Below are 13,756 nucleotides of genomic sequence, written 5' to 3' on the forward strand. Positions count from 1 at the left end.
ATTCTTCCCTCTCGGGAGGGGAGGTTCGGGAGTCAGTGAGCGGGCGTGAGGCTGCCCGCAAGGGCCGCGTGCCGGAGCCTGCTCGGCTCGTTCATGCCGGTGATCGTCGCCGTTTTTCCCCGGGCCGAGTACTTGGTGGTGATGGCGTCGAGTGCGGCGACGGTGGAGGCGTCCCAGATGGTGGCTGCGGACAGGTCGATCACGACGTTGTCGGGATCGTTGGCGTAGTCGAACTGGAAGACGAGGTCATTGCTGGAGGCGAAGAAGAGCTGGCCGTCGACTCTGTAGATCTTTGTCGCGCCCCCGGGGTCGAGCACGCTGGTGACCTGGACGACCCGTGCTACCTGCCGCGCGAAGAGGATCATCGCGACTATCACGCCGACGCCCACGCCGTAGGCGAGGTTGCTGGTGGCCACGGTGACGGCGACGGCTGAGAGCATCACGGCGGTCTCGCTCTTGGGCATCCGGCGGAGAGTGCGCGGGTGGATGCTGTGCCAGTCGAACGTCCCGACCGACACCATGACCATCACCGCGACGAGTGCGGCCATCGGAATCTTTGCGACGACGCCGTCGAGCGGGATGACGAGGATGAGAAGGAACGCCCCGGCGAGAAACGTGGACAACCGCGTCCGGCCACCGGAGACCTTGACGTTGATCATCGTCTGGCCGATCATCGCGCAGCCGCCCATGCCGCCGAAGAAGCCCGTGACGATGTTGGCGACTCCTTGGCCCCAGGATTCGCGGGTCTTGTCGGAGTGCGTGTCGGTGATCTCGTCGACGAGCTTCGCGGTCATGAGTGACTCGATGAGTCCGACCACCGCCAGAGCGAGTGCGTAAGGCGCGATGGTGCGCAGTGTCTCCCATGTGAAGGGCACCGCAGGCAACCCGGGCATCGGCAGGCTGTCGGGCAGCGCACCTTGATCGCCCACGGTCGGCACCGCCATCCCGACGGCGACGGTGAACAAGGTCAGCACGACGATGGACACCAGCGGAGCGGGCACGGCCCTGGTGAGCCGGGGAAGCCCGACCATGATGACGAGTGCGGCCGCCAGCAGGGCGTACACCGGCCAGGGCACGCCGATGAGGTAGGGCAACTGTGAGATGAAGATCAGGATTGCCAGTGCGTTGACGAACCCGACCATGACGCTGCGCGGCAGGAACCGCATCAGCCGGGCGATGCCCGCCACGGCCAGCACGATCTGCAGCAGGCCGCCGAGCACGACAGTGGCGAACAGGTATTCGACGCCGTACTCGCGGGCTACCGGTGCGACGACGAGTGCGACCGCACCGGTCGCCGCCGAGATCATCGCCGGCCGCCCGCCGACGAAGGCGATGGTCACTGCCATCGTGAATGCGGCGAAGAGACCGACCCGTGGGTCGACGCCGGCGACCAGCGAGAACGCGATCGCCTCGGGTATCAGGGCGAGCGCGACGACCAGGCCGGCGAGGACCTCGGTCCGTAGCACCCGGGGGGAGAACCAACTGGGGCGAGCAAGGCGCAGGGTGAAGCCGGCAGAGCGGGACATCGCTTCTTTCCGCAGAGAAAGGGGGAGGAGCCACACGCACTGGGGCCCGAGTCGCGCACCTTACTCTCACGAGAGAGGCGGTATGCGGCCCATGTGATCGCGGCAACGTTGATCACCACGATGGACGCGGGCACCGGCGTTCGGCGAATCAGGTGCCTGCGTAGCATGGGTCTGCGATTGACAAGGGTCGCAGCGGCCCGACGACAGTTGCACACTGCACCTGCGTGTCGAATTCCCCGGAAATCGCCCGGAGAATCGGCCGGAGCGACGTCGGGAGCTGACACTGCGTCAGCCGGGCACGGCCACGGGGGCTTCCGAACGGTCGGGACCCCGCAGCAGTCGGTTCAGAGCGCGCAAGGCGAAATGGGTGCGAGATTTCACCGTGCCGGGCGGAATTCCCAGCGTCTCGGCTGTCTCGCGAACCGTTTTTCCGTGGAGATAGACGTCTTCGAGAACCGCCCGGTGCTCCGGTGACAGCGAGTCCAGCGCCTGGGAGACCAGCATCGAATCCACGACCCGGTCGGCGTGATCACGCTCGACGGGATGAGTCAACTGCGTCTCGACCACTTCGATCGGCCGGGAGTTCTGGGCACGGAACCGGTCGACCACAAGGTTCCGGATCACCGTGAACAACCACGCGCGCACTGCAGTCTTACCCGCGATCGGGACAACGCGATGGCGCCAGGCCCGCACCAGCACTTCCTGCACGATGTCCTCGGCGGCCGAGCGGTCGCTGGTGAGCCGCCTGGCGTAGGCGAGCATCGCCTTTCCATGTTCCTCGAACAGCTTGCGGACCCATTCTTCGTCCGTCACTTCCGACTCGAACAGATCGGTCACCTCGGACGGCATGACGTCTCACCGACGATGTGAACCAACGGACGCACCGGCAAGAAATGCCCTCGCCTCCTGGCCGAATTCTCAATCTGTCGTGGTCTCACGTGCAGTCCTTCCCCGGCATGGTGGCGTCAACAAGAGCGATACATCGACGCTAGCGCCCGTGCGGCACGCGATCATGGGTCACTTCCGGGTAGATCGCAGGGGCCACTTGAGCGTGAACATGCCGAATCGACCGGAGGATGACCAGCGCTCCGGCTGCCATCGGCGCCTGGGAGACGCCGCGGCCACGGCGAACACGAGGCCGATCAGCGCCCACCCCGACATGCGGCGGACCTTCTCCGTCGACGGTCTTACGGTGCGATCCGCCGACGGCATCAACTACACGGAATTGCCCGATGAGTACGCGACCGCGACCGGACGGCCGTTGGGTCGGGGTGGTGAGCATGTCGGGTGCGCCCCACTGGGTGGCCGCGCCGGCCGCATCGGTCCGTGACATATGAGATGTCGCTTTCCTGAAAAATAGACGGGGGCGTCGGAGGCTCTCTCCGCCGGCAGTGATCTTCAAGACAGTGACCACTTGAACGCAGGCGGGCCGCTGATGCGTGTGATCGGCAGCGGATAGCGCATCGGCACCTGGTCCCCGCGAACCGATCAATTGCGCATCGCATTGTTTGCGAACCCCTCGAAACTACAACGGAGCACACAATGAAGACGTTGATTCAGAGAACTCTTGCCGGAGCCACAGTCGCCGCAGTGACCACGGGCGTCGTTCTCGCCGCCACCGCCACCGCCACCGCCACCGCCACCGCCTTCGCAGCTCCCGCTGAAGCGAGCCACTCGACCCTCGCCACCATGGAAAGCGCAGCCGCCGCAGGAGCCGACAACCCGAACGACGACGGAACGGACCCACAGACCCGGATCTCGATCGGAGGGACGATTGCGCGGGGTGAGTTGGGCAGTGCTGCGGGGGACGCGTTGCAGCCGTCCGATCCGCCGCCTGCGGACCCGGCTCCGCCCGCGGGTCCCGCTGACTTCGACGGCCCCGCGCTTCACAATCCGGGACTCCAGCGGTCGATCGACGCGGCAGAGGGCGTGCTCCAACATTGATCCTGACGACAACGCCCGACGTCGGCCGGCCGTGAGAAGGCCCGTCATCAAGGGAATGCCGACTCGACGTGAGGCGTCTGCGATTGGTGCGCCGGTGAACAGGAAACCGCTTCAGCCGGGATTGTGGGTGAGCAGGGAAGTCAGACTGGAGTAGTCGTAGCCGCGTTGTGCGTGTTCTTGTTCATCGATGCCAGCGATCTCGGATTGCTCCTCGATGCGGAAGCCGATCGTCTTCTTGATGAGGATGCCGATGGCAAAGGCCACAGCGAACGAGTAGAGCATCACTGCGCCGGCAGCGGCGGCCTGGCGGCCGAGTTGGATGAAGCCGCCACCGTAGAACAGGCCGTTCTCGCCCAGGGCTGCGGCGTTGACACTCCTGGTGCCGAGGAAACCGATCAGCAGGGTGCCGACCATTCCGCCGACCAGGTGCACACCGACCACGTCGAGGGAGTCGTCGAACCCGAACCTGTACTTCAAGCCCACCGCAAGCGCGCACAACACACCGGCGATCACGCCGATCACGAGCCCACCCACCGGGGTCACGAAAGCACAGGCCGGCGTGATCGCCACCAGTCCCGAAACGGCGCCCGAAGCCGCACCCATGGCGGTCGGTTTGCCGTCGCGGATCTGCTCGACGAGCAGCCACCCCAGCACCGCGGTGCAGGCGGCGACGGTGGTGTTGGTGAACGCGACCCCGGCCAGGTCGTTTGCGCCGAGCGCGGAGCCGGCGTTGAAGCCGTACCAGCCGAACCACAGCAGGCTGGCGCCCAGCAACACGAAGGGCAGGTTGTGCGGGCGCATCGATTCCCGCGGCCAGCCGGTGCGGCGACCCAGCACGATGGCCAGCGCGAGCGCGGCGGCGCCTGCGTTGATGTGTACCGCGGTGCCACCGGCGAAGTCCTCGGCTTTGAGCACGTTCGCGATCCAACCGCCGTGCGATGTCGGGCCGGTGAAGCCGTCGAAGGAGAACACCCAGTGCGCCACCGGGATGTAGACGACGGCCACCCACACGATCACGAACAACGTCCAGGACCAGAATTTAACCCGGTCTGCGACGGCACCCGAGATCAGCGCCGGGGTGAGGACGGCGAACATCAGTTGGAACATCACGAACGCCGTCGCCGGCAGCGCATCCGGCCCCGGCCACGGCACACCGGGCCCGGCGACGCCGACGAGGTGACCGATCGTCGGGCCCAGACCGACGAACTCGTTCCCGCCGAACAGGCCGGCGAACGCATCGTTGCCGAACGACCAGCTGTAGCCGAAGGCCATCCAGAGCACGCCGACCACTGCCAGGCAGATGAAGTTCATCATCAACATGTTCAGGACGCTGTTGCTCCTGACCATGCCGCCGTAGAAAAAGGCCAGCCCTGGGGTCATCAGCATCACCAACGCCGCGCCGACGAGCACCCAGGCGGTATCGCCCGCGTTGAGCATTCTTCAGTCCTCCTGCAGAACGGGTGTCATTGTGGAGAGGTGCCGGGATGGCCGAATTAGGAAACGGCGGCGGCGGGTTTCTCGCCCTGGAAGTCCTGGGTGAGCAGTTGCGCGACGGCGGGGTGGCCTTCGCGTTCGGCATCGGTTGCCGGGGTCCCGCCCCAACGGTCACGGGCGTCGGGGTTGGCCCCCTGATCGAGCAGGTAGCGCACGACCTCGAGTTGTCCTTCCGATGCCGCGAGGTGCAGGGCGGTGCGGCCGTCGTAGTCGGAGACGCTGGGGTCGATGCCCGATGCAATCGCGGCGCGGACGTCGTCCAGATCGCCTTGGCTGGCCGCCCAGCACAGGCGCACCACACCGTCGGCTGTTGTCTGGTTCTTGCGGCGCCTGGGGTCGCGCTTACCGGTTTCGTCGTTGCCGACAAGTCCGTCGTAGGCGTGGAAGTTGTACTTCTCGGTGAGCATCCGCGAGAACTTGATCCCGCGCACCGAGTTCCCGAGCGCATCGAGCCGTGGCGACCACACCGCGATGCCCATGACCTGTGGGACGACGATCATCAGAGCCCCGGACACGCCGCTCTTGGCGGGCAGGCCGATGCGGAACGCGAACTCTCCCGAGTAGTCGTACATGCCGCACGAGGACATGAGTGAGAGGCATTTCTGCACGTTCTCCGTGTGGAAGAGCCGGTTCTCGGTCAGCGGTGAGACGCCGCCTGCGGCCAACGCGGCGGCGGCAGCCGCCAGCGACTCCGTATCGATCTCGATGGAGCAGCACTGGAAGTAGAACTCCAGCGTGTTGACGAGCTCGGTGCCCTTCGGGAACGCGTTCTTCTCCCGCATGAAGTAGCCCAGTGCGAAGTTCCGGTCGGCGCTGTCGCGCTCGGACAGGTACACCGGGTTGTTGAACCCGACGCGCCCGCCGCTCGCGAGTTGCCGCCACATGTCGGCGACGTGGTCGAACCGGTCGGCCATCATGTCCGACGGCCGGATCAGCGAGCTGCACATGATCGCCCCGGAGTTGATCATCGGGTTGTGCGGGATGCCCTTCTCGCTGAGTGACAACTCGTTGAAGCGGACGCCGCTCGGCTCGCAGCCGACATGCCGGTGAACGGTGTCCGCGCCGTGCTCCTCGAGGGCCAGCAAATAGTTGATCGGTTTGCACACCGACTGCAGGCAGAAGTTCACATTGTGGTCGCCTATCGAGTGTCGCTGACCGTCCGTGGTGCAGATCGCGATGGCGAGTCGCTCCGGGTCGACCCTCCCCAGCTGCGGTATGTAGTCGGCAACCGACCCGTCCCGCTCCTCGAGCAGCTCCTGATACATCAACTCGACGTCCTGTGTGAACCGTGGGAAGTCGGGTATCACCAGTTCGCCTCTGATGGCCCGGGAGATGATGCCGCTGTTGCGCTGGCAGACGGCGATGAACCTGTCGAGGTCGAGGCGGCCACTCTCTTGGCCCGGATTGTCGAGTGCGCTCCACGCATCCTGTATTCGCCGGTCGTCCGGCCGAATTCCTGCGCTCTTCAGCCGGGTGAGCACCTCGAACGGCGAGATCTTCCCTTGCGAGTCCTGCGTGAACGAGTCGAAGAGCGCCTTGTAGGTTCTCAGCTTGTCGCCGGGTGCGGATGCGTGTGAATTGCGGCCCCCGATGGTTCCCACTCGAGTAGGAGTGAGCTGCGCCTTGCCCATTTCCGTTCCCCTCCGGATCACGGGATGACGTGGTGATTAAGCGAGCGCCCTGCAGTGAGGTCGGTGCGACTCCGGGTCGGCTTCGCTCTGGATCATACAGAATTTTTTTTGCGTAGATCGAGCCGAATTGGGTTCAGGCTCGCCGTGGATGAGGGGAGTGGTCGGCGTGCCGGATGTCCCGAATCGGGAGGATCTGGCGCTTGACGGTTCCAGGCGGCGTTATGTCCGAGGTCGTGGACGATAGCGAGATAGGCGAAAGACCGAAATACGCCGGATGCACGTCATGAGCTGGTCGGCGGTAGCGGTGACGTCGGCACGGGCCGGAAGGTTTGTCATGCGCTCAGCATGCGTCGACCGGCCGTCAGGCAGAAGCGCGGAACTCTCACGGCATATCAGAAACGCTAATGGTCGCGCCTCCGTACGGCAGGCGCCGTCACACGGGCTGGGTCCGGGTAGCGCGGAGCTCGCTGATCAGCTCGGCGACCAGGGCCGACGGGCGGCACGCATGCACGATGTAGATCTCGCGAGTGGTGGGCGCGCGCAGGTTCCGCACGGCGACGCGGTCGTCGTGGCGCAGCATGCTCGCCGGCACGAGGGAGATCCCGAGACCTGCCGCGATGAGCGCGAGGGTGACCTCGTAGTCCGCCGTCTCGTACGCGACGTGCACCGAACCCAGGGACTCGAGGAACACCCGGTACGACACGCCTGGCGCGCCCGAGATCCAGTCGTCGTCCTGGAGGTCGGCAAGCGCGACCTCCGCCGATCCGGCGAACCGGTGTCCTCGCGGAAGCACCAGACGTAGCGGGTCCCGGAACAACAGTTGCCTGCGCAGGCCTGTAGCCGGGGGCAGGACTGTGCCGGGGTAACGGTGAGTGATCAACAGATCGAGCTCCCGGGCCACGACCAGGCCGTACCCGTCCGGTGGTTCCACGTCGACGAGTGAGAACCGAACCCCCGGCCGCTGCGTCCGGAGCACCGCGAGTGCCTGCGGAAGCACCGTGCGTGCCGCCGTCGAGAAGGCGCCGACCGCGATCTGCTGCGGCTGATTGTTGATCGCCGACTGGACGGCTCGCTCCGCATCGCGAAGCTCACCGACGACCCGTTCACCGTGCTCCAGAAGGATCCGGCCCAACTCCGTCAGTGTCGTACCGGCCCGCCCCCGGTCGACCAGAGGTGCGCCGACCTCCCGCTCCAGCTTCGTCAGCTGCTGGGACAACGCCGATGGCGTGAACCCCATGCGTGTGGCAGCTGCGGCGATCGAGCCGGCGTGTGCGACTTCGACCAGCACGTGCAGGCGAGAGGCGTCCAGAAGCATTAGTGTCTCTGATGTTCCATGAGGATTGCGTACTTCAGCTCAACGAACGGTTGGCGCATGGTGGACCCATGCCACCCCTTCCTACTCCTGCCGGCGTGGTTTGCCGATCCCGGCAAGGCGAGCACGGTTTTCTGCTGCCGGCCTCAATGTCGAACTCGCGCGTAAGTGCCTGGACCGGGAGCGTCCATCAGGAGACCTGACTGCTCACTGCCGGCCGAACTCCTGCGCGACGTGCTCCAGCCGACGGCGATGGTTCTCCCGCCACTCCGGGTCGCCGGATCCCATGTTGTCGTTGTCCTTCCGCAATCCAGCGGCTCGGTCGATGAGCTCTCGGATGATGTCTGCGTGGCCTGCGTGCCGATGGGACTCGGAGATCACGTGCACGAGGATCTGGTGCAGCGTCACCTCGCTGCGGTCGTCCGGCCAGTGCGGGACATGGCCGACCGCGTCCAGCGCCAGCATCTCGATGGTGGCGTCCGAGTGCGCCCATGCGCGGTGGTAGAGGCCGATGATCTGCTCGCGCGTCTCGTCGGCGGTCGCCCACATGTCCGCGTCGGGTTCGGCATCGTCGGCGTACCACGGCAGTGGTTCATCGGAAGGGCGTCCGAAGGTGGCGCCGAAGTACCCGAGCTCGACGCTTGCGACGTGTTTGACCAGGCCCAGCAGGTTGGTGCCCGTCGGTGTCATGGGGCGGCGGACGTCGTACTCCGAGAGCCCGTCGAGTTTCCACAGCAGGGCCTCGCGAGCGACCTGCAAATAGCGGTGAAGGTGTTCTTTCGGATCCGAATCGGTCATGGGGAGCAGCCTTTCACCGGGCACCCCGACCCTGGCGCCAAGGTCGACATCTGGGCGACGGCTTGCTCAGCCGGAACCCGTGTGGGTGGAGGACAGCGGGAGTTCGGCTCGCAGGGTGGTGCCAGCGCCGGGGGTGCTGTGTATCGAGAGGTGACCACCGAGTGCCTCGGCCCGGTCTCTGATTCCGACGAGGCCGGTTCCACCGGCGGGGTTGGCACCGCCTCGACCGTCGTCGCGCACGCGGATCCGCAGCACGTTGCCGGTAGTGGTGCGGGTGGTGTCGATCGTGATGTGGGCGGCCGAGGCATCGGCGTGTTTGGCGGTGTTGGTGAGTGCTTCGGCGACGAGGTAGTAGGCAGCGATCTCGATCTGTTCGGGTAGTCGGCCATCTGCCTGCACGTCCAGTTCGACAGGGACGGGGGAACGGCCGGCGAGAGCTTTCAGGGCGGGGCGTAGGCCGCCTTCGGCGAGGGCCGCCGGATGGACCCCACGGGCGAGCTCTCGCATTTCGTCGAGTGCGATGGTTGCCTGGGTGGCCAGATCGTCGAGCTGCGCGGCCAGCTCGACGTCTTCAGGAGGCACCATCGCGTGCACCGCGCGCGCCTGCAGGACCAGGGAGACCAGCTGTTGTTGGGCGCCGTCGTGCATGTCCCGTTCGATGCGTCGGCGGATCTGGTCGGCGGTGGCGACGATCCGCGCGCGGGAAGTGGTGAGCTCGGCGTAGAGCTGCGCGTTGTCGAGGGAGACGGCGAGCTGGCCCGCGATGAGCGTGACGGCGTCGAGCCGCTCAGCGGTGAAGGCGCCGCGGATGAGGCGGTTCTCCAGTAGCAGCTGTGCCCGTAGGGTGCCGCGGCTGAGGATGGGAACGGCCAGCAGGGCGCAGCATTCGAGGTCGGCGAGGTACGGGTCGCGGGCGAACCGGTCGTCGCGGGTGGCGTCGGCCACGACCAGTGGTTCACCGATGCGCTGGACGTAGCGCAGCACGGACAGCGGCACCGCGGCCGCGTGGTCGACGCCGCTGACGGGCACGGTGCCGCCGCCGGATGTGGGCAGCAGCCAGTCGTGGTGGTCGTCGCTCCACAGCAGCAGGTGCACGCCGGTCGCGCCGGTCATCGCACCGAGCACCTCGACCACGCGAGCGTGCAGGCGTTGGATGCTGGTCTCGGAGCTCAGCGCCTGCGACGTGGACAGGATGCCGAGCAGGTCGAGCGTCCCGGTCGTGACGGTCGCCCGCTGATGAAGAACGTCACCGGGTCGGTCGCCGCGCTCCTCGGCGGTGGCGTCGGGGTGTCGTCGCAGGATCGGGTACGCCCAGTCCAGCTGGCTGACCTTCGCCGTCGCTCCCCAGGCGAGGTACTCCTGGCGGGCCTGGGCGAGCAGGTCGTAGCCGGTCTGTTCGACGCCGTGGGCCAGGTAGAAGCGGGCGGCGTGTTCGGCGATCACGGCTCGATGCCACGGGCGCCGCCGCCGGGCGACCTCGTGCCGTGCGGCGTCGAAGGCCAGCACGGCGGCGCGGAAGTCGCCGATCGCCCAGGCTCGCTCGGCTTCGATCAGCCGCAGCAGGTGCAGAAAGTTGTCGGGCGCGTCCGCAGCGCGGGCGGCCAGCCACCGCGACTCCTCGTCCAGTTCGGAGAGCAGGGCGGTGCGTTCGTCACCGTGGCCTGCGCGGGCTTGGTGTGCGACGGCCAGCCCACGCAGCACGTGGGCCACGGCGGTCGGGTAGTTGCCCAGGACAGCCGGTAGCAGCGGCATCGCCGCTTCGGTGTGCCGTGCCAGGTCGACCGCATTGCCGAAGACGGCGGCGGCGATCGCCCGATTGAGATGCGCATGGAAAAGCGCGAGCGGGTTGTCCGCGTACCTGTCGGTGGGAACCGCCGTGGCGCTCGCGGCCGAGCTTCCACCGCGCAGCACATCGGCCAGCCACAGATGACTGTCGAGCCACTGGCCGCCCTGCTCGCTGCCCGTACGGCGTACGAAGGCCAACCCCGCCTCTACCGCCGCGTTGAAGCTGTCGAGCGTCGGCGCGCATTCGAGCAGGTAGTAGACGGTCGGGTGGTGGGTGTAGCCGGCGTACGCCAGGTCGCCGCCTGCGATCAGCCCCTCGCGGGCGCGCTGAGTGGCGTGGACACCGTTCTCGATGGGCTCGAACCAGCAGCAGAGGATGCCGAACACCCGGCGCGCGTGTGAGGTCTCGGGCTCATAGCCGCGGGCTTCACCCACTGCCAGGATCCGCCGCAACGCCTTGTAGCCGGCGACGCTGTCGCCGCGCTGCGCCACAGCGTGGAAGGAGGCGACGCAGGCGGGGCTGACCAGGGTGGGTCCTGGGCCCTGCTCGAGCCAGATCCGCAGCGCCTCCAGGCTCATCCACGCCTGTATCGCGTGGTCGGCGGCGAAGTAGGCAGCCGGAAGGACCGCGTCGATCAGGCGGGTCACGGCGAGCAGCGTGGGGTCGGAGATCTCCGGTCGCGCCAGATCGTCAGCGGCATCGGAGTGGTCCAGCCATCGGTACAAATACTCGAACTGGTTGTCGAGCTCGGCGTCGAGCCGGTCCCCGGCCGGGACGGTGATGCCGAAAGCGCGCAGCGACTCCAGGCCCAGACCGATCGCCTCGGCAAAGCGGTTCCGATGGGTCAGGCTGCGCACCTGCACCACCGTCGCGTCGGCACCTTCGAGCCGGGTGGGCGCCAGCCGCTCGAGAACGGCGTACTCCTCGTCTGCCTCATCAAGGCGCCCCAGGCTGTAGAGGGTGGCGTGGCGGCCGGTGTGCACCTCGATGAGCGTGGCTGTCTCGCTCGGCCCGATGAGCTGCAGCGCGCCGGCCAGGAGCGCGTTCACCAGGCCGTATTCCCCGATCAACGACGCCTGGTCGGCGGCGCGACGCAGCAGCTGCACCACCAGCTGTCGCTCGGCTGCGTCGGTGACGGCGTCGATCACCGGCAGGTACTGCTCGGCCGCCACCGCGTACAACTCCGGCTGCGCGGCCAGCCGCCGCGCAATGGCCAGCTGCAGCGTGCGTCGCCGCTGCGGATCCAGCCCGCGCAGGATGACCTCGCGGGTGCGGTCGTGGCGAAATCGCACGGCCTCGCGCAGCCCGGGCTCCACCACGAGGACGCCGTCGTCGAGTGCGGGCGCCAGCTGCTGGTCCACCACGCCCGCCGGTGCGTCGGTGACGGTCTGCAGGAGGCTCACCTCCGCTCGCCCGCCCAGGCACGCCATCGCCTCGATCACCGCGCGGGACGTCGGTGGCATCGCCGCGACGCGCGCCGCGAGCAGGCCGGCCACCTCGGACTCGCCCAGCCGAGCACGTGCGGCCGCGTCGTCCCACTGCCACCCGGCGGCCGTCGGGGTCAGTACACCCTCGCGGCGCAGCGCGTTGAGCAGCTCCACCGTCTCGTGCGGATTGCCGGAGGTGTGCCCGTTGATCACCTCGACCAGGCCCGCTGCGGCTGCCTGGTCCGAGTGCAGCATCTCCGCGACCATGGTGGCGAGGCTCGGGACCGGCAGGTTGTCCAACCGCAGCTGTCGTACGCCGGTCTGGTCGCGCCACCGGGGCAGCAGCGCAGCGAGCGGATGTGCCGCGTCCATGTCGGCTTCGCGGTAGGCCCCCACCAGCAACAGGCCGTCGACCGGTTCCTCGGTCAGCACGAGATCGATGAAGCCGAGTGGGGTGCGCCCGCCCCACTGCAGGTCGTCGAGGAACACCACGACCGGTCGTTTCCGTGACGCAACGGCCCGCAACCCCTGCATGCCCACTCGCTGCGCCCGCACCTGCGCGGTGAGCGGATTCCCAGGATCGGGCGGCACCCCCAACAGCGTCGCGAACTCCGGAATCGTCGCGCTCAGCAGGCCCGCGTTGGCACCGAGCGCTGTGAGGGCCCGCTCACGGACCTCGGCCAGCTCGTCCTCCGGCTCGGCCAAGAGCATCCGACCCAGCGCCCGGAACGCCTGGTACACCGCGTTGAACTCCAGATCCCGCCGGTACTGGTCGAACTTGCCGGCCACGAACCAGCCGTCCCTGCCCGTCACCACCGGTCGCAGCTGATCGACCAGCGCCGTCTTGCCCACCCCCGGTGCCCCACCGACCAGCACCCCCCGGCACCGGCCCGCCAGCGCGTCCTCGAACGCCGCCTGCAGCGCCGCCACGTCGGCGTCTCGAGCCACCAGCCGCGATGGCGGGAGCAGCCGCAGCGGGGCATCGTGCTCGCCGATGCGCACCCGAGCCGTCGTCGGACGTGCCTGAGCGTCCCGCACCCGATCCAGGTCGTAGACCACGCCCTCTGCGGTCTGGTACCGGTGATCCGGCTCCTTCTCGAGAAGACGCATGACGAGCTCGGACAACGCGACGGGCACGGCAGGGTTCACCTCGGCAGGCGGCACCGGCACCCGAGCCAGGTGATCGTGCGTGAGGCGCAACGGGTCGCCGGAACCGAACGGCGGATCCCCCGTCGCCAACTCGTACAGCGTCGCACCCAACGCATACAGATCGGCCCGCTGATCCACTGACCGGCCGGTCCGCCCGGTCTGCTCGGGGGCGAGGTAGGCGAGCGTTCCGACGATCTCGGTGTGGTGGGTGAACTCGGGGCGGATCTCGGCGAACGAGGTCGCCAACGCGAAGTCCACGAGCAGCGGGCTGCCGTCGTCGGAGATCACGATGTTGGCCGGGGTGATGTCCCGGTGCAGCACTCCCCGGCCGTGCATCCCCGCTACCGCCCGAGCCAGGCCCGAACCGAGGCGGATCAACTCTCCGACATCCAGCGGCATTGCCCGACCGGCCAGGCTCGTGCCACCCACGTCCGTCAACACGACCGACCTGGGGTACCGCGGCGTTTCCACCAGCTGCGCAATCCCCGCAATACCGCGCAACCGCGCCAGCATCGCCGTCTCGTGCCGCAGCCGACGGTCCGCGTCCGCTCCCAGTGGCTCCTTTCGGACAACCGTGCGCCCGGGCAGGAACAGCCGAGTCACCCGTGTGCGCGCACACTCGTGCAGCAGCACTTCGGCCGGAGCGGGCGGATCCCGGCCCGGCGGCACCCCGCCTGCTCCCATCCGAC

The 13,756-nt window shown here is 67.7% G+C and carries 8 protein-coding genes; 1 reads left to right on the top strand and 7 read right to left on the bottom strand.

Features of this window, described 5'->3' with window-relative positions:
• Nucleotides 1-32: 32 nt before the first annotated feature.
• Nucleotides 33-1,526, bottom strand: a complete 1,494-nt coding sequence (locus tag ABD743_RS20370) for a SulP family inorganic anion transporter (RefSeq protein WP_344723713.1) — start codon at nt 1,524-1,526, stop codon at nt 33-35.
• A gap of 288 nt (nt 1,527-1,814) precedes the next feature.
• Nucleotides 1,815-2,363 (bottom strand): sigma-70 family RNA polymerase sigma factor, encoded by a 549-nt coding sequence (locus ABD743_RS20375; RefSeq protein ID WP_344723714.1) that lies wholly within the window; start codon nt 2,361-2,363, stop codon nt 1,815-1,817.
• Nucleotides 2,364-3,116: 753 nt separating this feature from the next.
• Here ABD743_RS20375 and ABD743_RS20380 point away from each other — a divergent pair.
• Nucleotides 3,117-3,470 (top strand): hypothetical protein, encoded by a 354-nt coding sequence (locus ABD743_RS20380; protein ID WP_344723715.1) that lies wholly within the window; start codon nt 3,117-3,119, stop codon nt 3,468-3,470.
• 111 nt (nt 3,471-3,581) lie between these two features.
• On the opposite strand, the gene ABD743_RS20385 is transcribed toward ABD743_RS20380, so the two are convergent.
• From ABD743_RS20385 to ABD743_RS20405, 5 genes are all read right to left on the bottom strand, one after another.
• Nucleotides 3,582-4,907 (bottom strand): ammonium transporter, encoded by a 1,326-nt coding sequence (locus ABD743_RS20385; protein WP_344723716.1) that lies wholly within the window; start codon nt 4,905-4,907, stop codon nt 3,582-3,584.
• Nucleotides 4,908-4,963: 56 nt separating this feature from the next.
• Complete coding sequence (gene glsA / locus ABD743_RS20390) at nt 4,964-6,595, bottom strand: glutaminase A (RefSeq protein WP_344723717.1); 1,632 nt, start codon at nt 6,593-6,595, stop codon at nt 4,964-4,966.
• Nucleotides 6,596-7,028: 433 nt separating this feature from the next.
• Nucleotides 7,029-7,910, bottom strand: a complete 882-nt coding sequence (locus ABD743_RS20395) for a LysR substrate-binding domain-containing protein (protein ID WP_344723718.1) — start codon at nt 7,908-7,910, stop codon at nt 7,029-7,031.
• A gap of 204 nt (nt 7,911-8,114) precedes the next feature.
• Entirely contained in the window at nt 8,115-8,705 is a 591-nt protein-coding gene (locus tag ABD743_RS20400) for a DinB family protein (protein WP_344723720.1), read from the bottom strand.
• Between the two features lie 66 nt (nt 8,706-8,771).
• Entirely contained in the window at nt 8,772-13,751 is a 4,980-nt protein-coding gene (locus tag ABD743_RS20405; RefSeq protein ID WP_344723721.1) for an AAA family ATPase, read from the bottom strand.
• Nucleotides 13,752-13,756 lie beyond the last annotated feature (5 nt).

This window comes from Pseudonocardia yunnanensis, from assembly GCF_039534065.1.
In the GTDB taxonomy this organism is placed as follows: domain Bacteria; phylum Actinomycetota; class Actinomycetes; order Mycobacteriales; family Pseudonocardiaceae; genus Pseudonocardia; species Pseudonocardia yunnanensis.

Coding starts and splice junctions, on each gene's coding strand:
- ABD743_RS20370 (WP_344723713.1), bottom strand. CDS start 1,526: ATGTCCCGCTCTGCCGGCTTCACCCTGCGCCTTGCTCGCCCCAGTTGG.
- ABD743_RS20385 (WP_344723716.1), bottom strand. CDS start 4,907: ATGCTCAACGCGGGCGATACCGCCTGGGTGCTCGTCGGCGCGGCGTTG.
- glsA (WP_344723717.1), bottom strand. CDS start 6,595: ATGGGCAAGGCGCAGCTCACTCCTACTCGAGTGGGAACCATCGGGGGC.
- ABD743_RS20395 (WP_344723718.1), bottom strand. CDS start 7,910: ATGCTTCTGGACGCCTCTCGCCTGCACGTGCTGGTCGAAGTCGCACAC.
- ABD743_RS20400 (WP_344723720.1), bottom strand. CDS start 8,705: ATGACCGATTCGGATCCGAAAGAACACCTTCACCGCTATTTGCAGGTC.
- ABD743_RS20405 (WP_344723721.1), bottom strand. CDS start 13,751: ATGGGAGCAGGCGGGGTGCCGCCGGGCCGGGATCCGCCCGCTCCGGCC.